Origin of the sequence: Spongiibacter tropicus DSM 19543, from assembly GCF_000420325.1 — a bacterium.
GTDB classification, from domain to species: domain Bacteria; phylum Pseudomonadota; class Gammaproteobacteria; order Pseudomonadales; family Spongiibacteraceae; genus Spongiibacter; species Spongiibacter tropicus.
This window is the reverse complement of sequence record NZ_ATUS01000001.1, coordinates 1,867,016-1,886,349: the sequence shown is the minus strand read 5'-3', so window position 1 is coordinate 1,886,349 and position 19,334 is coordinate 1,867,016. Positions and strand designations below refer to the sequence as shown.

Here is a 19,334-nt window from a genome sequence, read left to right as displayed (position 1 = left end):
AACATAAATGGATAAAAATACCCTTCCCAATCACTTGGCTAACCACTACGTGCGCTGCATCGATCAGCGCTGTTTCGGCGAGCTTGAACAGATTATGTGGCCCGAGTTCAGCCAGCGCGGCCCGGGCTTTGCGGCAGAATCTCGTGAGCAGTTTACCGGTAATCTGGGCATGCTTGAGCACTTCTCCCACACCTTTCATATGCTAGGCAGCCAGTTCGGCGAATGGCAGGGCGAGGAATACCGCGGCGAAACCTACTGCGTCGCGTCCCATTTTTACGAGCGCGACGGGCGTCGCTGGAAAATGGATATGGGGATTCGTTACCACGATGTGATTGTGCTGCGTGACGGCATCGGCAAGTACCTCAGCCGCGATCTGACGCTGGTCTGGCAGGAAGATCGGCCCCTGGAGGTCGCTCAATGAATCGCAAAGTGGCGTTTATTACCGGTGCCAGCCGGGGCATCGGTGCGGCAACGGCTGTCCAGCTAGCCCGCTTTGGATACGACCTGGCCATTACCGCCCGTACCATGAGTGAGGGTGAATCCCACGAACACGGCAGTTGGCGGAGTAACACTGCGCCGCTGCCCGGCAGTCTGGAGTCGACCGCAGAGCGGGCCCGCGCCGAAGGGGCCCAGGTACTCTGTCTGCGTTCCGATATTCTCGATCTGGACTCCGTCGCGGCCGCCGCCGACGACGCACTAGCGCACTTCGGACGCGTGGATCTGCTGTTTAACAACGCCTGCTATCAGGGGCCGGGCAATATGCAGCGGGTGCTGGATGTGGAGCTGGCGCAGATCGACAACATCTACCGCGGGAATGTGCAGGCGCCGGTGCTGCTGGTGCAAAAGCTGCTGCCCGGGATGCTGGCACGGGGCAACGGTGCCGTAATCAATATGGTCTCCGGTTCGGCAATCAATGACCCTCCTGCCCCGGCTGACGAGGGCGGCTGGGGCTTTGCCTACCCTTCTTCCAAAGCAGCGCTGATCCGTCTGATGCCGGCATTGCGCGTCGAGCATGCCGACAGCGGTGTGCGTTTCTTCTCCGTGGAGCCGGGCTTTGTCTACACCGAAGTGATGCGGGCCAATGGTCTGGATGAAAAAATCGCTGCCCGGTTCAATGCCACGCCGCCAGAGCACGTCGCCGCTATTATTCGCTGGCTGGCGGAGGACGATGCGGCACTGGAGCATCATCACCGGGCGGTGATTTTTGCACCGCAGCTTCACGGAAAGCTGTTTGGGGAGGCGCACAATGCTGCTGCAGAATAAAGTCGCCTTGATTACCGGCGCGGGCAGCGGCATTGGCCGCGCCTGTGCGCTGACCTTCGCGGCCGATGGCGCGCGAGTGGCGGTGTTGGACTACGACCGTGACAGCGCTGAGGAGACCGTGGCACTGGTTCGTCAGGCGGGCGGCGAGGCATTGGCGATCCACGCCAATGTGGCAAAAGAGGCCGAGCAACGCCAGGCTGTTAACGATTGCGTTGAACACTTTGGCGCGCTGCACTGTGCGGTTAACAATGCTGCGCTGGGCGGGGGCTTTGCGCCGCTCACCGAGTTTGAGGAAAAGCGCTGGCAACTGGCGCAGGACGTAACCCTGAAAGGCGTCTGGCTGGGAATGAAATACCAGATACCCGCCATGCTGGCAGCCGGGGGCGGGGCGATCGTTAATATTGCCTCGCTCTCCGGCGTGCGCGGTGAAGCCCTCCAAATTGCCTACAGTGCGGCAAAAGGGGGTGTGCTGGCCGCTACGCGCACGGCGGCGGCGGAATTTGCCCAGCGCGGTGTTCGGGTAAATGCCATTAATCCCGGCGCGGTACGCACACCGGCCTTGCAGATGTATTTCGATTCGGTGGCGGACGCCGAAGCGGAAACGGCGGGTGTTCATGCCATGCGACGGGTGGGCGAGCCCCACGAAATTGCCGATGCGGCGGCGTATCTCTGCTCGGATCGTGCGTCGTTTATTACTGGCGCAAAGCTGGATGTAGATGGCGGGGTGATGGTCAATCCACACACGCTGTAGTTCATGTGGATTGACCGTGGGGCCGACGCCAGGGAGTAGCGCCGGCCTTACGCTGCCCTACTGGGGATCGGGTTGAAACTTGATGGTTTCGACCTTGATATTCCGGTACTGGGCTTGATCAATATAATTCCGCACCAGCTCGATCACGTCGAAGGCCACGGATTTGGAATTGGAAAAGTCCAGAATCAGTTGGGAGTTTTCGGGGATTTCATTCAGCTTCTTCAGAATGCTGGGCTTGTTGAAGAACGAGACTTCTTCCGCCATCACAATATGGTGGGTTTCATACTCGCCGTCAGAAGACACCGTATCCTTGAAGTGATAGTCGTTCCGGTAGCTGTGTTTCAGTGTAAAGAACACACTCACTGCCAGTCCCGCCAATACACCGGTCAGCAGATCGGTAAACAGCATCACCGCGATAGTCGTCACAAACGGCGCATACTGCTCGGCACCGTTGCGGAACATCACCGCGAATACGCTGGGGGTTGCCAGCTTGTAGCCGACAATAATCAACACCGCCGCCAGTGACGCCAGCGGAATGTAATTCAGCAGCGAACCGATGCTGACCACACTGATCAGCAGCATGAAGCCGTGGAGGATGGACGACAGCTTGGTCTTGGCGCCAAAGGTGATATTGGCCGAGCTGCGCACGATCACCTGGGTGATAGGCAAGCCGCCGATCAGGCCCGAACAAATATTACCCAGTCCCTGCGCCTTGAGCTCGCGGTTAGTCGGTGTGACCTGCTTCTGCGGGTCCAGCTTGTCGGTGGCCTCGACACTCAGCAGCGTTTCAATACTGGCGACGATGGCAATCACAAACGCAATGCTGATCACTTCCCAGCTGAATACCGCCGAGAAATCCGGGAACGACAGCTCCTGAGCGAAGGCGGAGAAGCTGCCCAGCTCTGGCAGCACAACGAGCTGACTGCTATCGAGTCCGGCACCGTTCTGAGTGAGCAGGAATGAGACCAGAATGCCCAGCAAAACCACCGCGATCGGGCCCTGAATCAGCTTGAAGATGCGGTGCTGTTTTGCCAGCACCTTATCCCAGAGCACCAGCAACACCAGCGATACCGCCGAGATCGTCAGCGCAATCGGCGACATCATGTCGAATGCGTGGGAAATGGCTGAAAGGGTGTTCTCGCCGTTGGCGTGGAAGAAGGTCTGCTCACCGAGGAAGTCGCTATGCCAGCCGAACAGGTAGGGGATCTGCTTGATGATAATGAGCAGACCAATACCGGTGAGCATGCCCGCGATCACTGATGAGGGAAAAAAATAGGCGATAAACCCCGCGCGAAAAAAGCCCAGTGCCAACTGGATAATGCCCGCCAGCACCACGGCGCAGAGGAAGATTTCCCAGGTGCCCAGCGTGGTAATCGCATCAAATACGATGACCGCCAGCCCTGCAGCGGGACCACTGACCCCGAGTCGGGAGCCACTGGCAGCGCCGACGATGACGCCGCCGACAATCCCGGCGATGATGCCTGAAAACAGCGGTGCGCCGGAGGCCAGCGCAATACCGAGACATAGCGGAAGGGCGACAAAGAAAACGACGATACTGGCCGGAAGATCACTCTTGATCTCCCGGAGAGATAACTCTGTCTTCATTGCTAAGTCTCCTTAGACGGTGACAGCGGCTTTGTGGGAAAACGCTTCGTAGCGAGAGTCCATCGGTTCGAACTCACCACTTTCTTCGTTGTAGCAGGTCACACCACCGGTTTTGATGTTGTAAATCCAGCCGTGCAGTGCGACGCGCCCGGTCGCAATCTTGGCGGCGACGGCGGGGTGTGTGCGCAGATGCTGCATTTGCAGAACCACGTTTTCCTGGGTCACTGCTTCCAGGTGGTCAAGACAGAGCTGGTCCTCGCCGCAACGCTCTTTTACCACCTCAGTGGCGGCGCGGCAGTGGCCCAGCCACTCGCGAACGTGGGGCAGCGAGTCCAGTTTCTCGGGATTGATGGCGCCTTTAACCGCGCCACAGTCCGTGTGGCCACAGACGACGATATGTGACACGCCCAGTGCGGCAACAGCGAACTCGATAGAGGCAGTCATGCCGCCCGTCTGGTTGCTGTGAGGGGGAACGATATTGCCCGCATTGCGACAGATAAACAGCTCGCCGGGGTCTGTTTGTGTCACCAGATTGGGGTCAATGCGCGAGTCGGCACAGGTGATAAACAGCACTTCAGGGTTCTGACCTTCGGCCAGTTTACGGAAGGTGGTCTCTTTGCTGGGGTAGACTTCTTTCTGAAACTTGGCAACGCCGGAAATAACGTGATCCACGGGTACTCTCCATCAAGGTTGCGGGTAAATTGAACGCCACAATGGCGGTTGATTATTATTTCGTGATAGCTTTATAAGAATAAATCCCATTTTATGATAACTAAAAGTTATCACCAGATTGAGGGTGTGCCGCTGTGATTCTCGCCAAGAAATCGCCCAGCCTGAGGCAGCTCCAGTATTTCCTGTCGGTGGCTGAGTTCGGTAGTTATCGGCGTGCTGCTGAGGAGCTGGGCGTCAGTCAGCCCGCACTGACCAGCCAGATTGCCAGCCTGGAGGCCATGCTCGGGCTCACCCTGTTGGAGCGCTCACGTAACGGTACGCTGCCCTCGCCAGAGGGGCGGGAGTTACTCCAACAGGCGAGAGAGGTATTGCTTGCCATGCGTGGCTTCAGCGACAGTGCCGAACTGTTATCCCTCGGCCACCAGACCACCTACAAACTGGGCATTCCGCCCACGGTGGGGCCGTATCTGTTGCCCAACGTACTGGGTGAGCTGCACGAGCGCTATCACGATATGAAGCTCTATGTGCGAGAGGGGGCGCCGAGGGCATTGCAGCAGGAACTCATCGAGGGCGGGTTGGATCTCGCCATTGTTCCTCTGCCCCTGGTCTCGCCTGATCTGGCAATAGAACCCCTGTTCACCGAGCCCTTAAAGTTTGTGGTGCCCGCTGAACACCGTCTGGCAGGTAGGCAGGTCGTAACCCCCTCACAACTGCGCGGCGAGAGCGTGCTGGTGCTGGAGGAAAAGCACCACTTCCACCATCAGGTGCACGACCTGTGCGACAAACTGGGGGCGACGGTCTTGCGGGATTATGAAGGCACCAGTCTCGATACCCTGCGGCAGATGGTGGTCATGGGGCTGGGTGTGGCATTTCTGCCGGGCCTATATGTGCACTCGGAAATGCACATCCCCGAGGCGCTGCACGTCTGTGAGCTTAAATCCATGCCCATCAACCGTCAGCATGCATTGGTCTGGCGGGCGTCAGCACCGGGGCGGATATTCTACCGGGAGCTGGCCGCCTATCTCAGAAACATCATCAAGCAGCGGCTGGGTGATGTCGTTAGTGTCTTCTAAGGCCGGCTAAGCCAGGGCTGACTATATGGGACCGGCTCAGAAAACCGACTGCCACAGCCCCGCAATACTGACCCCGAACAAAACGGTGCCGATAACCCGGAAGAACAACGGGGTTTCGGCGCGCAGCATATAGTCGTGGACGCGCAGGCCAATAAAGTGACCAATCGTCGCGCAGGGTAACAGCCACAGGTGATGACGAAGCTGGAGGTCGACGCCCGCCCACACGAAGGCTGCCATTTTAATGGTCACCAGAATAAACCACAGGGCGAACAGCGTATCCCGCAGCCGCTCCTTCGCCACATGCTGGGCAACAACCGCAATAATCAGCGGCGCGCCAATCAGCGAAGTACCGCTGATGTAGGCACCCAATATCAGAAACAGTGCGTCGACCCAGCGATTGTTGCTGCGAAACGGCTTGTTAAAGATGTAGCCCAGCGAAAATACCATCACGATCGCAAAAATAATCGCACTGAGTATGCCGCCCGGCAGGGTAATCAAACCGACCACGCCCAGCAGCTTGGGCACAATCATAATGCCGAGAATTTTCCACAGGTACGCCCAGTCCACCGAGCCCGGCTGCGAGTAGCCGCTGTGCTTCAGCTTGCGATGATTCAGGCTGATGGTGATGGAGGAAAAGATCAGCAGATGCACCGAGATCAGCGGCAGAAAGACCAGCGGATCGTTGTGTACCAACAGCAGAAAAGGCAAAGACAATACCGCGCCGCCAAAGCCCAGTCCGGAGCGCACAATCCCGCTCCAGATAAAAATCAGGCCAATGAGCATATACTGGTACAGCGCGAGATCGTTCATAGGCGTTCCTGTGTGAGCCGGAGGCGGCATTGTACTGGTGGTAGAACGACAGTGCGAGGCAGGGCGCGAATTCGAGACATAGGCAAGCCAAGGAGATAGCGTGATGATGCAATTTTCAAAACAGGAGCGAGAAGCCCTCTGCGAGACGCTTAAAAGCTATATGGCAGAGGAACTGGACCGGGAGTTGGGGCAGTTCGAAGTGGAGTTTCTGCTCGATTTCATCAGCGACAATCTCGGCGCCTATTTCTACAACCGAGGCCTTTACGATGCTCAGACGGTGCTGAGTGGCCGCATCGACGAACTCAATGACGCCATTCTGGCGCTGGAGAAGACCCCCGGCCGCTAAGCTGGCCCACCAGAGCTTGTTCCGCCCCATCGCGCCCGTTTAGACTGGGATTTTGCCCAGAGGACAATAACATCATGCGCGTTGCTGACGCTGTAAAAGCCCGCCGCTCCATCCGCGGCTTCAAGCCCGACTCTGTGCCCGAGGAAACGCTGCGGGAAATCCTCGACATCGCCCGCCATGCACCGTCCAACTGCAACACCCAGCCCTGGCACGTCACCGTTGTTTCCGGTGACGCGCGCAAAAAGCTCGAAGACGCCATCGTCACCGAAATTCTCAGCGGCAAAGCGCCCTCACCCGCGTTCAAACCCGGCGATGCAGGACTGCAGGGCGTGTACAAAGAGCGTCAGTACGACTGCGCAATGACCTACTACGGCACCATGGGTATCGAGCGTCACGAAAAAGACAAACGTCAGGCTCTGATGCTGAAGAACTGGCAGTTCTTCGGCGCCCCCCATGTCGCCTTTATCTCCATGCCCACCGACATGGGGCCGGTCAATGCCGTCGATATCGGCATCTACCTGCAAACCCTCATGTTGCTGCTGGTCGACTACGGACTGGCAAGTATTCCCCAGGGCGCCCTGGCGTTCTATCCTGACCCGGTAATGGAGCTTGCCAAGCTGCCCGACGGGCACGGCATTATCTGCGGCCTGTCATTTGGCTATGAAGCCGAGGGCGAGCAGATCAATAAAGTGATTATGGATCGCGCGCCGCTGGAAGATACGGTTACGCTGATTTCCTGATCATCACTATGTGTCGGCTCAATGCTTAAGACCATTGCCCACTACTCCTTTCCCTACGAGGCGCATATTGCCAGGGCCAAGCTGGAGTCGGAGGGCATTCCCGCGTTTGTTGCTGACGAAAACACCATCAACATGCAGTGGTTGTATTCCAACGCCATGGGCGGTGTGCGTTTGCAGGTGCCGCCACCCTTTGTCGAGCAGGCGTTGGCACTGTTGGGCGAAGATTGCAGCGAGCTGGTTGAGGAGCAGCAGGGGGTAGAAGCCGAGGCCTGCGAACTTTGCGGCAGTCGCAACACAGAGCCGTTTCAGCGGGGAAGACGATGGGCGTTTCTGGTCTTTCTCGGCTTGGATTTTCCGCTGTTTCCCGCCAGAAATACCCACCGTTGCCGCGACTGCGGGCACATCAACAAACACGCCGCAGACTAATGGCTGGCGGCGTGTTGCGCTGACTAGACTTCCTCGACCGTCTCTTCTCCCTTGGGGTTCGGGCCAAAGTCATTGCTGCCCGGTTCACTGTCCATCAGCATGAAAACCAGAATAATCAGCGGCCCCAGAAAAGGAATGACCAGCAGCAACAGCCACAAGCCACTGCGGCCGATATCGTGGCAGCGGCGCACGGCATAGCCCAGTGACGGCAGCAATACTGCCAAACCGTACAGTGAGCTGAGCAGCCCCACACCCATCTCCATATTGCCCAGCCCGAAGATGCCATCAATGATGCCCAAGCCAATACTGATCAGCACATTGAACAGCACAAAAAACCAGTACTCGCGACGACGTGAGCGCCCATTGAAATCGACATAGCGTCGCCAGGCATTCAAGTAACACTCAAACGGGGTGGGCATGGATTCCGACATATTCAGACGCTCCTGTGTCTCTGCTGTTTTGCGGGGTTCATCGTAGTGTAGCCAGCTTATCGATAGAGTGGTACTGCTGGTGTCGTGCTCCTGATAAGTGTTCCTTTAGTCAGCGGCGGGCGAGTAGCTGGAAAGTCGGCTATACAAATGTAAGTAACTGACCTAAATTGAAAGGCATTGGCGCGTTTTTCTCAGGCGCGGAAACGAAGTACAAAAAACCGCCACATAGGGATTTTGAGGCAGTGCATATCAGATCTCCCTCGCTATTCTGTTTACCGAGCGCACTTGTTATTAGGATGTTAACTTGTAGAGCCAGTATGAACTTGATCTTGGAACGAACCGACCAAGTACGTTTTTTTACAAATATACGTGAGGTCATAGCGGCATTGGGCATTAGTTGCTCTGATTACGATTGGTACTTAAGCGATATTGAGACGAATGGCTTTCAGTTTGCCGAGGGATGGTATTCCGGCAGTGAACTCGAGCTTCTGATCACTAGTGACGATATTCAGTTTTCTTGGGCCGTATTCAGCGCCTTTCCTAAAGGAATGCGGGCCGATGTTAGAGACGCACCATTTGTTGATGGCAACTCGAACTACTGGGATGTCTCTGAGCTAGTGCCTCAATTAGGCGGGGCTAGCTTTGAAATAGCTTGCTGGGATAGCAGCGCAACCATCCTTATCGGATTGGACGCAGAAAAGGCCGAGCGTTATCGCTCAACTTTTTCTGATGCTGTGGATCTAAAGTCCGCCGCTCGGAAATGAGTTAATAAAACGGTGTGCGCAACGAGCGCGTGACCATAGCGTTAGGTGTAAAAAAATGACTGCACCACTATACGAAGTAATTCACAGCTTAGCATTGAAGATAGTGGATGCTTCGGCAAGAAATGATGAAAATTCCGGTGCCGAAGCTTACGCAGTACTAAAGGAGTTGTGTGAAAGTAATGAAGGTACAAAACTGGATCATCCTCTTCAGTGGGAAGCTCTAGGAGATTTCTCCGAAAGTTATATCGAGGCACAGACCGCTTATGAAAAAGGACTTAGTTGTTCATCTAGGTTGAAGCTGGCTGAATACTCCGCATCGATAAAACTTGCAATGGCTGAAAGCCACTTCGATAACCAGAATTTAAAAGAAGCTAAGCGTCTAGCAGCGGAAGCAAAAATAGAGGCTACTAAAATAAAGAACATGGAATTGAGGTCAGCAATCAATGAGTTTCTTATCCAAGTCAGCCACACCTAACGAAAATCGGCTGTCGGATAGTCATATCCGCGCGCGTTTTATACTACTCACTGGCGCTAAAAAGTTAGCACAAAAGGCGCTCAGTTCTGTATTGCGCTGCGGTTGGCGTCAAGGCCTATGAAGGATCTACACACCCTTTCGCATCGCTATTACGAAGCGTTCTACAGTTATCGTGCACATATCGGCCTAGTAAGCATCTACACATTGGCTGTTGCACTGAGCTTTGCATGCTTCAGTGCCGGTGTGGTTTGCATGCTTTTTTATAAACAGGAATTGGCTGCTCACTTTTCTGAAAAGGAGATTTCCAGCTTTGCTTTTGGCTCCGAGATCGTATTCATTGTCGTGTGGCTTGCAGTGAACTTTTTGAAAGACCAAAGGGCCAAACGAAAGGTTGGTACGGCTATGGGCAGAAATTTCAGGGATCTGTCCGATGCCAAGCGAGCATGGTTGGAAGCCATTGTTGATGTCCCACGTACTGAATATTTCTCTTTGGCTAAGGAGCTGAGTGACTCCCTTGACCTGAAGGAAAAACATAGGAGCACGTTGGGTCCTTCGCTTCAGTCATTGGCGCGCTCAATTTACGACCCAGACTCTAAAGCCCGCGTTGTTTCTTTCATGATTTTTGCGTTGTCTGTTTCAGCGCTTGTGCTCCTGCGCGCTTACGAAACATCCGCAGTTCCCGTGGACTTCATTTTCGAGATTTATCAGAAGCCGTCTGATGTGCTTCTCCTAATTATGATAGTCGCTGTGCTGTTTTGGTTTCTTATGATCGCTATCGTATTTTCCAAGGACTTCATACTTGCTGTCCTCTCATCACTAAGCCTATGGGTCGAAGGCAAGCAATCTCAAAGCAGAACCAACGCAAACCGGCTCATAGAGGCACTTCTCGATAGCGCCGCGATACCTCGAAAGAAACTTCGAATTGGTGAAAAAAGTGACTAGGGGCATAGCCGAGAGTGGATCTAAAAAATCGATTTAATTGAAGTTTGACCTGCCACCCACTTTTGTTTCCACAAGAGCGGGTATCGTTTCAAGCGATCGTAATTTTAGGTGTTATATCTAACAATGAAAAATGCACTTTCATTGTTAGCTGTAATAACTGTTTCTGGTCTTATATTTTGGTTTGGCGATTTGTTTGGTCAGGACAGAGCCGATTTGAATAGGCTTTCTTTTGAGACAGCAATGCTCATAAATGAAATCAATTTCAATAAGGATGTGAGCGAAGAAAAGATCAATCAAAATCATGTCATGATTAGAGAAAATCTGGAGCGCTACGCTGATTACTTGGATGGGGAGTATCCATTCTATAAAGGCAGCCTTTATCAAATAGATAAGATTAAGGAGTCTTTGAGCAGGTCTATTGCATATGCAGCTAGCGAAATCACTACGTCCCCTAGAGATGAGGTCATCAAATACTGGGAGAATGTTATGGTTGATGATCCAAATATAAAAGACTTCGCAAAAAGCCGAGTGATTACGACTAACAGATACTACGATTTAATTGAAGCATCAGAGCTAGATTATAAGTCTTATCGAAATGATATAAAAATTGCTTAAATGGGACTACTTAAAGCGCGGCTTCGCCGCCTGTGGCCCCTTAATAAGGCCGAGTTACCCAAGAATGATAGATGCGGTTTCTAGCTCAAAAGCCCTAGGAAGTTAGTTTAGATGGAAAGAATAAGAAATACTCTAAAGTTCAGGGCTATCTTCGCGGTACTAAGTTTTCCAGGGCTGAGTTTCCTGGCTGGCTTTTTGGTGGCGTACAATGAGCCTGCATTCGAGGGTGCGAAAGGGTACGCTTTTATATTTAGTGCAGTGCTAGCCTTGCCGATAATTTTTACGTCTGTGTTGATGACAAAAAAATACTGGCTTCAGCTAGTTTGGGCTTTGCTTTCAGTCTCGGGTATAGCTTTAGTGAGTATTTGATATGTTGCTCATAAAAATAAGAGCGAACGACTTTAAAAGTAGGCATACCTGATTAGAAAGACTCAGCCAAATACTCCACCCAACAAAAAAGCCCCGCTGACGCGGGGCTTTTTTGTTGGGTGGAGTTGTTTTACCCGGGCAGGTTGGTATATCCCAGTTCGTGGAATCGCTGGAGCAGCTCGCGGTGACCAAAGGCGCCGGTGGCGCTTTGGAAGCCGACGGCTTTGAGTTGGCCGTTGAGCAGACGCTCGGCACCTTCGGCGCAGATTTCGCCGGTGAAGGTGTAGGGCGCGTTCAGCGACAGCGGGAACACGGTAGTGACCTGACGACCCTGACCGATACAGGTGATGACGGTGCGGTGCAGATCGCGGCAGTCTTTCGGCGGTTCGGCGGGGGTCATTTCGTCGCCGTAGCGGTTGGTCAGCTCTTCTTTCTGCTCCTGGGTCATGCCCTTGGATTCTTCTTGGAAGCGGTGGATAACCGCTACCACGTTTTCGATGATTTCGTCACCGAAGGCGGTCAGTACACGGCAGTTGCGCACGCGGTCGTCGTGTTCGTACCAAGCGGGTTCACAGCCTCCGCTCCACGGCAATGCCAGCACGGGCTGCGACAGGTGGGGAACGCTCACGGTAAAGTGACGGTCGCCCTGCCATTCCACCATTTCGCCGTCTTTAATCATGTACTGCGGGTTGTTTACCATGCGCAGGAAGGATTTGGTTGAGGCTTGTGAAGGCAGTGCGTTGTTGATCTGGTAGGTGATGTCCAGGGTGTCGACGCCTTCAGTTTCCAGCACGACTTCAGCCGCCAGCGCACCCGCTGCCCACATGTAGGAGTTGGCGGGGTTCAACAGCAGGTTTTTCTCGGCAAAGGCTTTGCCGTACTTGTCGCGTACCGCGATAACAAAGTCTTGCTCGCCGGTGGTGTCGAGGTAGTGACAGTTGTTTTCCAGGCAGGCTTCGACAACTGGCCAGGCGAGCTGCATGAAGGGGCCGGCAACGTTGATCACGACTTCGACTTTTTCAAACAGGGGAGCCAGTTCGGCTTTGTCGTTGTTGGCGCGAACGATGGTGGCTGGGGCTTTGTGGCCCAGTCGCTCTTCGACAATGGCCAGCGCATCTTCCAGTTTTTGCTGGTTGCGACCGACGAAGTAGAACGGCAGATTGCGCTGAGCTAGACACTCGGCAACGAGTTTGCCGGTGTAACCGCTGGCGCCATAGATAAGGATTTTCGGTGTGTCTGACATGGTCTTGCTCCTATAATTTTTTTTGTGAGGCTTGGCCGACGCTGCGAGCACAGCGCTGAACGTCGAGACAAAAAGTAATCCTGTGGGAAAGTTTCGGGAATGCGAAAAACGGACAGGTAATTGCGAAAAGTGGACATCAGCGTGAGTGTGAAGTAAATATAAAGACGCTTATGAAACCGAAATATCATTCCGCAAAAACCGTTTTGGCACCGTTGCAGCGGTTGCGAAGCGAGGGCATAACCGTGGCTCAGGCCCTGGCGGGCACCGGACTGTCGCTGTCGATTCTGGAGCGCCCCGAGCAGCATGTCAGCCTGAGTCAGGAGCTGATTTTTCTGCGCAATCTTCGCCAGGTCTGTGGCGATCCCGGTATTGGTCTGTACGTGGGAAGCTGTTACCCGCTCAGCCTGTTTGGCCTGTACGGCTACGCCTTGATGAGCGCCTCGACCATGCGCGAGGCGCTGAAGCTGGCCTATCACTTCGTCGAACTCAGCTTTGCGTTCTACGAGCACGATATGCGCGTTGAACACGGCGAGGTGGTGATGCTGATGGATGCCGACGACTACCATCGCGACGATGTGCCGATGCTCAGTGAGCGGGAGATGGTGGCGACGTTTATGATTCTACGCGGTCTGCTGGGGGACGATTTTGTGCCTTCCCGTGTGGAGTTCAAACATCCCCGTCAGGTTGCCGAATCGCGTTATGTGGAGGTATTCGGGCGCCTGCCGGTATTCTCCTCCAGTCGCCACGCCATCAGTCTGCCGATGGATATTCTCGATGTGCCCATGTTGCAGTGCGACAGCGACACCGCGGCGTTGTGCATTGAGCGCGGCGAGCGCATCAAGGCGCGGTTGTCGGAGGAAAACAGCATTGTGGATGAAGTGCGGGAAATGCTGTTGCTGCGCCCCGGTTACTTTCCGGGCATTGAGGTGGTGGCGGAAAAGCTGAATATGTCTGGGCGAACCCTGCGGCGGCGCCTGCGTGAGCACGGTATCGGCTATCAGAAGATCGTCGACGACCTGCGGTTTGCGCTGGCCAGAGAGTATTTGCAGGGTACCAATATGCGTATTGAGCAGATCGCCTCGCTGCTGGGCTACAGCGATCCCGCGCATTTCTGCCATGCCTTTCGGCGCTGGTCGGGATGTGCGCCTTCTCAGTTCCGCGACGGCTTGTCGCTGGCTTGAGCGTTTCGCAGCTCGCCCGGATTCACGCCGGTCCAGCGCTTGTAGGCGTGGCAGAAGCTGGATGAGTCGGCATAGCCGAGGCGCACGGCAATTTCCTCGAGGGTAAACGAGGTGGTTTGCAGGTATTCCACGGCCAGATTCTTGCGCACGTCTTCGAGAATGCTCTTGTAACTGCTGTCTTCCTGACTGAGCTTGCGCTGCACGGTGCGGGCCGTCATGCCGAGCTGATCGGCGATAGTTTCCAGCGTGAAAATCTCTCGCGGTGAAGACAGGATCTGATTGCGGACAACATCCGAGAAGGTGTAGTTGCGCGCCAGTTGCGCGCAAATTTTCTCGCACTGGCTGTCGTAAATGCGGGCGGTTTCCGGCTCGGCCTGCAACAGGGGCTCGTAAAGCAGGCTGCTGTCAAAGACGTAGCAGTTTTCCACCGCGTTGAAGTGTACCGGGCAGTTGAAGTAGCGGCGGTACTCGTCGGCGTACACCGGCTCGGGCTGGCGCAAGAAGACTTCCTGCACGGGAATATCCCGCCCCAGTGCTTCCTTGAAAATAATATGCGACGCGACCAGCCCGCGGTCGATCATGTACTGGTGACTGTCCCCCAAATCCCGCAACGGCTCCAGGCTGACATAGGCACGCTCGTCGCAAATCGCGGTGATCCACTGCATGTAGGTCCAGGTCATCAGGATGTTTTTGTATAGCACCTGCATGCCGGCAATCAGGTTTTCGCTGGTCATCACCGCCAGCCCCAGCAGGCCGTAGGCCGACAGGTGGTAACGGCTGCCCACAATCAGGCCCAGCTCGGGCTTATTCAGCGCGCGAATGACTTCAGACGTGAAGCTCAGCTCCTGCTGCGGCGTTAGCTGATAGGTGGGGCTATCCAGCGCCTCCTCTGGAATGGAGGCCTTTTCCATGACCAACAGGGGGTCGATACCGTGCTCTTTCAGCAGAGTAATCAGCGGGTTCAGGCCATAGCCCAGATGACGGGCCGGTGGCACTGACAGTGAAGAGCGGATCTCCATGGGTCACGACACACATAATTTAAGGCTGTCGTAAATTAACAATCAGAATGTCTGCTGTAAACATCTGCCTTTTCGGCCGCGATGGCTAATATCCTATCAACGCGATTGCTCGCCAATAACAAACATAACGATGTAGAGGAAACGTCATGACTGATCACGCCCTTGCCGAAAACACCACAGAATTCGATTACCGCAATCTGGATGCTCCCCCGTACAGCTGGCCTGCTACGCCTAAGAGCAAGCTGACCCCGTCTGGCGCTGAAGCCACGCTGCCAGAGGATATTGCTGAATTCCAGAAAACCCTGCGCGACTTTGCCGTGAACGTGGTGCGCCCCATCGGCATTGAACTGGACCGCCTGAGCCCCGAAGAGGTAATTGCCAAAGATTCGCGATTTTGGGAATTCCGTCAAAAATATCTCGAGCTTGGCGTCACCATTGAAGCGCTGAGCCAAATGCCCCCCCGTGAGGCGGCACTGCTGTTCGGCATTCTATTTGAAGAGCTGGGTTACGGCGACGCCGGCCTGGCGATTTCTGTGGGTGCCGGCATTCTGCCTCAGTGGCTGAGCGCCAAATTTGGCCGCGCTGACCTGCTGGAAGAATTCCCCGATACCATGCTGGGCTGCTGGGGTATCACCGAGCCCGACCACGGCTCAGACATGCTCGACCCCAGTCTGAGTGCTGCCCAGCCCGGGGGCAAATACGGTCGCCCGAATATCGTGGCCGACCTGCGCGGCGACGATATTATTCTGAATGGTCAGAAAGCGGCGTGGGTTTCTAACGGCGTTATCGCCGATGTCTGCATTCTTTACTGCGCTGCCGACAGCGGTAATGGCCCGGACCCGCAAAACGGCTGTGTGCTGGTGTTCCCGATGAACCTGCCCGGCATTTCCCGCGGCAAGCCGCTGGATAAAATGGGTCAGCGCGCGCTGAACCAGGGCGAAATTTTCTTCGATAACGTTCGGCTGCCGCGCAAGTACCTGCTGGCCGGTCCGGAAGATTATCAGCGTGCCGTGTACTGCATTCATGCTGAAGCCAATGCTCTGATGGGCGCCACCTTCACCGGTCTGGCTCAGGCCGCCGCCGATATGGCGCTGGACTACGCTCACGAGCGTATCGCGGGCGGTACGCAGATTATCAATCACCAGTCGGTCAAATCCCGCCTGTTCCACATGTTCCGCAAAGTTGAAGCCTCACGGGCGATAACCCGTCGTGGGCTGGACTACAACAATGATCCGGAGACAGCCGTCCCCTCATTGTGTGCGGCCATGTTCTCCAAAACCACCGGTACTCAAAACTCCTTCGAGGTGTGCAGCGACGCGCTGCAGATTTTTGGCGGCAATGGCCTGACCAAAGAATACCCGATGGAAAAAATGCTGCGTGATGCCCGTGCCTCATTGATTGAGGACGGCTGCAACGAAGTACTCGCGATCAAGGGCGGAAGCTATCTGATCGACGATGAGAAGCTGGGTAAGTAACGCGGAGTTTCCCTTGAAACAGAAAGCCTATATTGCGGGCGTCGGTATGACGCCCTTTGGGAATGCTATTGATCAAAGTCTGAGCCAGCTGGCTACTACGGCGATTAATGAAGCATTAAAAGATGCCGGTATCGGCGCCAAGGATCTCGGCGCCGCCTATATGGGCAATGCCGCTGCAGGTGTCATCACCGGCCAAGTGTGTGTGCCGGGTCAGGTGGTGCTGCGCAACATGGGCATTGGCCGTATTCCCGTCATCAATGTGGAAAACGCCTGCGCCACGTCGGCAACGGCCTTTCAACAGGCGGCTACGATGGTCACCCTCGGGGTGTACGACGTGGTGCTGGTGTGCGGCTATGAAAAGCTGTACCACAAAGATAAAGAAAAGACGTTCTCGGTTTTTACCGGTGCGATTGATGTCGACCAGATCGACGCCATCAAAGCGGGTTTGAAAACCCGCAACGAGGCGATTGGTGCTGAACTGGACATGAGTCAGGCAGGCATCACGCGCTCCATCTTTATCGATATCTATGCCACTTGGGCGCGGGAGCATATGCACCGCTACGGCACCAGCCCCGAGCAGTTGGCGGCGGTTTCTGCCAAAAACTCCTTCCACGGCAGCCTCAACCCCCTGTCGCAATTCCGTGATCGCGTCTCAATTGAGCAGGTACTGGCGGCGCGGGAAATTGTCTCGCCACTGACCTTGCCCATGTGCGCGCCCATCGGCGATGGCGCGGCGGCGGTTGTGCTGGTCAGTGAGAAGAAAGCCAAAGAATTGGGCATGTCGCGTTGCGTGCGTGTTAAGGCATCTAGCCTGCACAGCGGCTGGGACCGTGCCGAAGGCGAAGATGAAATGGTGCCGCAAGCCGCTGCCGCGATCTACGAGCAGGCGGGTGTCGGCGCCGACGATATTGACTGCGTGGAGCTGCACGACGCTTCCGCTATTTCTGAAATCAAATATTACGAGTATCTGGGCCTGTGCGGCGATGGCGAGGGCGGCGATTTCGTCGCTCGCGGAGATTCCACGCTGGGCGGCAAGGTGCCGGTAAATACCTCCGGTGGCCTGATGCGCAAAGGGCACCCGATTGGTGCCACCGGCGCTGCACAGATTGTTGAACTGGTCACCCAATTGCGCGGTGAGGCCGGAGACCGTCAGGTCGATGGTGCTCGACATGCGCTGGCAGAGAACGGCGGTGGTTATATCGGCAGTGATGCCGCCGCGCTGGTGTTGAGCGTTCTGTCAAAAGAATAAAAGCGGGGGGAAGCAATGAAAGATCAAGCGATTCTGGCGAACTTAATTGAAGCCAAGATGCAGAAAAACCCGGACTTGGATGTATTGACCTTCGTCAATATCAATCCCGCCGGTGATTTCGAAGACGAAATCCGCAGCTATCGCCAGTTGTGGGAGCAAGGGCAGCGAATCAATCAGGCGTTGCTCGAGCGAGACATGGAAAAAGGCAGCAGTTTTGCGCTGGTAATGCAGAACCACCCCGAGTTTATCGACGCCATGGTAGGCAGCTCACTGGCGGGCACGGTATTCGTTCCCATCGATCCACGCACCGGCGGGGATCGTCTTCACTACATGCTCGACTGGGCGGAATGTTCCGGCGTGTTCTGTGCCGACTACTGCTTTAACCGCGTGTACGAGGTGTGCAAAAACATGCCGCAGATCCGTTGGATCTGGGTCATGGATACCGGCGAAAAAGTGACGCTGCCCAGCGACCCTCGCGTTGAAGCCTACGAGCAGGTGATTGCCGGTGATTACACCGAGCGTGAATGTCGGGTAGACAGCCCGGAAGAAGTCATGCAGATGCTCTACACCTCGGGGACGACGGGCGATCCGAAAGCCATTCGCGCTCCGTATCTGCGCTTCGACAATGTGGCCTCCATCGGTCCGATGATTGATATGCGTGAGGATGATCGTCCCTACACGGGCCTGTCGCTGACCCACGCCAATGCGCAGCTCATTACCTTGGGCAATGTACTGAAAATGGAAATGCGCGGGGTTATCAGCCGTCGTTTCTCCAAGTCGCGACTGTGGGATATCTGTCGTCACTACGGCTGCACCATGTTCAATCTGCTGGGCGGTATGACCACGGCCATTTACAGTGAGCCGCGACGTCCCGATGACGCCGACAATCCGGTGCGCTATATCCTCAGCGCGGGTATGCCCGCAGCGATCTGGGAAGATTTCAAAAAGCGCTTCGATGTTGAGCTGTTCGAGTTCTACGGCGCTGCCGAAGGCGGCATGATTTTCAATCCTCCGGGCGGCCCGGTCGGCAGTATCGGTAAGCCACCGGCAAACCTGATTGCACGGGTGATTGACGAGGATGGCCGTGAATGTGCGCCGGGTGAGCGCGGTGAAATTGTTTTTGAAGCGGCTCCCGGCTTGCCGGAGCTGGCCGTGACCTACTTCAAAAATCCCGAAGCCTCTGCGAAAAAAGTGCAAAGCGGTGTATTTTTCACGGGCGATATCGGTCATCGTGATCAAGATGGCTGGTTCTATTTCGATAGCCGCAAAGGCGATGAAATTCGTCGCAATGGCGAGTTTATCGATACCGCGAAAATCGAAAAAACCATTGCCGAGTACGACGATGTGGCCGATGTCTTTGTCTACGGTATTCCCGCGCTGAGCGGTGTGCCGGGTGAGAAAGATGTGATTGCCGCGGTGGTGCCGGTTGATGCCTGCCTTTTCCAGCCGGAAAAGCTGCTGCAGCACTGTCGTCAGTCGTTGGGGCGCACCGAGTTGCCAAGCTTTATTCAGGTGCTGTCGGAAATTCCCAAAACGGCATCGGAAAAGCCCCAGGCACGTTTTTGCTTTGAATTATTTAAAGAGCAGAAAAACCACGTGTATGACTTCGCCTCCTGACGGCGAACGTCGAGCAGAGTTGACGACTACCCTAACGGGTAGTGTTAGCTCCGCTTGAGGCGGCGCATACTTTTTTTTCGAAAAGGACTTCTCTATTTTCCAAAACGGCGGCTTTGCTGTGGGTTTTTGGCGGCTGGAGAATGCCCCGAAAATGATTAAAAAGAATAACAAATATAAGAAGAGAATCGGCGTGAAAATCATCACAAGCATTTATTTCATAAGCACTTTTTGGCCTGTCGTAAATTAACAGGAAAAGGGTCGGGAACGC

At 55.0% G+C, this 19,334-nt stretch carries 21 protein-coding genes; 15 read left to right on the top strand and 6 right to left on the bottom strand.

Translation table 11 applies throughout. The features are described from left to right. Positions 1-7 precede the first annotated feature (7 nt). Genes G411_RS21415 through G411_RS0108815 form a run of 3 tightly spaced genes read left to right on the top strand, consistent with a single transcriptional unit; the run spans position 8 to position 2,014 of the window. Positions 8-421 carry a nuclear transport factor 2 family protein gene (locus G411_RS21415; protein WP_022958831.1) on the top strand — a complete coding sequence of 138 codons (414 nt, stop codon included), beginning with the start codon at positions 8-10 and terminating at the stop codon, positions 419-421. Then, a complete protein-coding gene (locus tag G411_RS19900; RefSeq protein WP_022958830.1) occupies positions 418-1,263 on the top strand; it encodes an SDR family NAD(P)-dependent oxidoreductase in 846 nt (281 codons plus the stop codon). Before G411_RS21415 ends, G411_RS19900 begins: the two co-directional genes overlap by 4 nt. Then, positions 1,247-2,014: an SDR family NAD(P)-dependent oxidoreductase gene (locus tag G411_RS0108815; RefSeq protein WP_022958829.1), complete on the top strand. Its 768-nt coding sequence runs from the start codon at positions 1,247-1,249 to the stop codon at positions 2,012-2,014. Before G411_RS19900 ends, G411_RS0108815 begins: the two co-directional genes overlap by 17 nt. A gap of 57 nt (positions 2,015-2,071) precedes the next feature. Here the strand turns inward: G411_RS0108815 and G411_RS0108810 are convergent, their stop codons facing one another. Both G411_RS0108810 and G411_RS0108805 read right to left on the bottom strand, forming a co-directional pair. Then, the gene (locus G411_RS0108810; protein ID WP_022958828.1) at positions 2,072-3,619 is read right to left on the bottom strand and encodes a SulP family inorganic anion transporter; all 1,548 of its coding nucleotides are present in this window, start codon (positions 3,617-3,619) and stop codon (positions 2,072-2,074) included. A 12-nt stretch (positions 3,620-3,631) separates the two neighbouring features. Continuing rightward, the gene (locus G411_RS0108805; protein WP_022958827.1) at positions 3,632-4,291 is read right to left on the bottom strand and encodes a carbonic anhydrase; all 660 of its coding nucleotides are present in this window, start codon (positions 4,289-4,291) and stop codon (positions 3,632-3,634) included. A 134-nt stretch (positions 4,292-4,425) separates the two neighbouring features. Here G411_RS0108805 and G411_RS0108800 point away from each other — a divergent pair, with 134 nt between their 5' ends. After that, positions 4,426-5,364: a hydrogen peroxide-inducible genes activator gene (locus tag G411_RS0108800; RefSeq protein WP_022958826.1), complete on the top strand. Its 939-nt coding sequence runs from the start codon at positions 4,426-4,428 to the stop codon at positions 5,362-5,364. A gap of 36 nt (positions 5,365-5,400) precedes the next feature. Here G411_RS0108800 and G411_RS0108795 read toward each other — a convergent pair whose 3' ends face one another. Beyond that, positions 5,401-6,174, bottom strand: coding sequence for a sulfite exporter TauE/SafE family protein (locus G411_RS0108795; protein ID WP_022958825.1), 774 nt, complete (start codon positions 6,172-6,174; stop codon positions 5,401-5,403). Positions 6,175-6,277: 103 nt separating this feature from the next. On the opposite strand from G411_RS0108795, the gene G411_RS0108790 reads away from it, so the two are divergent. The 3 genes from G411_RS0108790 (at position 6,278) to G411_RS0108780 (ending at position 7,686) form a co-directional block, all read left to right on the top strand. Beyond that, entirely contained in the window at positions 6,278-6,520 is a 243-nt protein-coding gene (locus tag G411_RS0108790; RefSeq protein WP_022958824.1) for a DUF2164 domain-containing protein, read from the top strand. A 74-nt stretch (positions 6,521-6,594) separates the two neighbouring features. Next, a complete protein-coding gene (locus tag G411_RS0108785) occupies positions 6,595-7,260 on the top strand; it encodes a nitroreductase (RefSeq protein WP_022958823.1) in 666 nt (221 codons plus the stop codon). A gap of 21 nt (positions 7,261-7,281) precedes the next feature. Then, a complete protein-coding gene (locus G411_RS0108780) occupies positions 7,282-7,686 on the top strand; it encodes a putative signal transducing protein (protein WP_022958822.1) in 405 nt (134 codons plus the stop codon). A 23-nt stretch (positions 7,687-7,709) separates the two neighbouring features. Here G411_RS0108780 and G411_RS0108775 read toward each other — a convergent pair whose 3' ends face one another. Further along, positions 7,710-8,117: a DUF805 domain-containing protein gene (locus G411_RS0108775; protein WP_022958821.1), complete on the bottom strand. Its 408-nt coding sequence runs from the start codon at positions 8,115-8,117 to the stop codon at positions 7,710-7,712. Positions 8,118-8,434: 317 nt separating this feature from the next. Between G411_RS0108775 and G411_RS0108770 the strand changes: the two genes are divergently transcribed. From G411_RS0108770 to G411_RS0108755, 4 genes are all read left to right on the top strand, one after another. Further along, positions 8,435-8,881 carry a hypothetical protein gene (locus G411_RS0108770; RefSeq protein ID WP_022958820.1) on the top strand — a complete coding sequence of 149 codons (447 nt, stop codon included), beginning with the start codon at positions 8,435-8,437 and terminating at the stop codon, positions 8,879-8,881. A gap of 55 nt (positions 8,882-8,936) precedes the next feature. Next, a complete protein-coding gene (locus G411_RS0108765; RefSeq protein ID WP_022958819.1) occupies positions 8,937-9,356 on the top strand; it encodes a hypothetical protein in 420 nt (139 codons plus the stop codon). 117 nt (positions 9,357-9,473) lie between these two features. Beyond that, positions 9,474-10,298 (top strand): hypothetical protein, encoded by an 825-nt coding sequence (locus G411_RS0108760; RefSeq protein WP_022958818.1) that lies wholly within the window; start codon positions 9,474-9,476, stop codon positions 10,296-10,298. A gap of 123 nt (positions 10,299-10,421) precedes the next feature. Beyond that, the gene (locus G411_RS0108755) at positions 10,422-10,913 is read left to right on the top strand and encodes a hypothetical protein (protein WP_022958817.1); all 492 of its coding nucleotides are present in this window, start codon (positions 10,422-10,424) and stop codon (positions 10,911-10,913) included. A 499-nt stretch (positions 10,914-11,412) separates the two neighbouring features. On the opposite strand, the gene G411_RS0108745 is transcribed toward G411_RS0108755, so the two are convergent. Continuing rightward, entirely contained in the window at positions 11,413-12,525 is a 1,113-nt protein-coding gene (locus G411_RS0108745; protein ID WP_022958815.1) for a saccharopine dehydrogenase family protein, read from the bottom strand. 242 nt (positions 12,526-12,767) lie between these two features. On the opposite strand from G411_RS0108745, the gene G411_RS0108740 reads away from it, so the two are divergent. After that, on the top strand, positions 12,768-13,706 hold the full coding sequence (locus G411_RS0108740; protein ID WP_169530648.1) for an AraC family transcriptional regulator: 939 nt from the start codon (positions 12,768-12,770) through the stop codon (positions 13,704-13,706). On the opposite strand, the gene G411_RS21410 is transcribed toward G411_RS0108740, so the two are convergent. Then, positions 13,676-14,725 carry an AraC family transcriptional regulator gene (locus tag G411_RS21410; RefSeq protein ID WP_084495390.1) on the bottom strand — a complete coding sequence of 350 codons (1,050 nt, stop codon included), beginning with the start codon at positions 14,723-14,725 and terminating at the stop codon, positions 13,676-13,678. The genes G411_RS0108740 and G411_RS21410 overlap by 31 nt on opposite strands. A 146-nt stretch (positions 14,726-14,871) precedes the next feature. Between G411_RS21410 and G411_RS0108730 the strand changes: the two genes are divergently transcribed. From G411_RS0108730 to G411_RS0108720, 3 genes are read left to right on the top strand one after another with little or no spacing between them, the layout of a single operon-like run. Then, positions 14,872-16,200 carry an acyl-CoA dehydrogenase family protein gene (locus G411_RS0108730; RefSeq protein WP_022958812.1) on the top strand — a complete coding sequence of 443 codons (1,329 nt, stop codon included), beginning with the start codon at positions 14,872-14,874 and terminating at the stop codon, positions 16,198-16,200. 13 nt (positions 16,201-16,213) lie between these two features. Then, positions 16,214-17,449: a thiolase family protein gene (locus G411_RS0108725; RefSeq protein WP_022958811.1), complete on the top strand. Its 1,236-nt coding sequence runs from the start codon at positions 16,214-16,216 to the stop codon at positions 17,447-17,449. 15 nt (positions 17,450-17,464) lie between these two features. Further along, on the top strand, positions 17,465-19,066 hold the full coding sequence (locus G411_RS0108720; RefSeq protein ID WP_022958810.1) for an AMP-binding protein: 1,602 nt from the start codon (positions 17,465-17,467) through the stop codon (positions 19,064-19,066). Positions 19,067-19,334 lie beyond the last annotated feature (268 nt).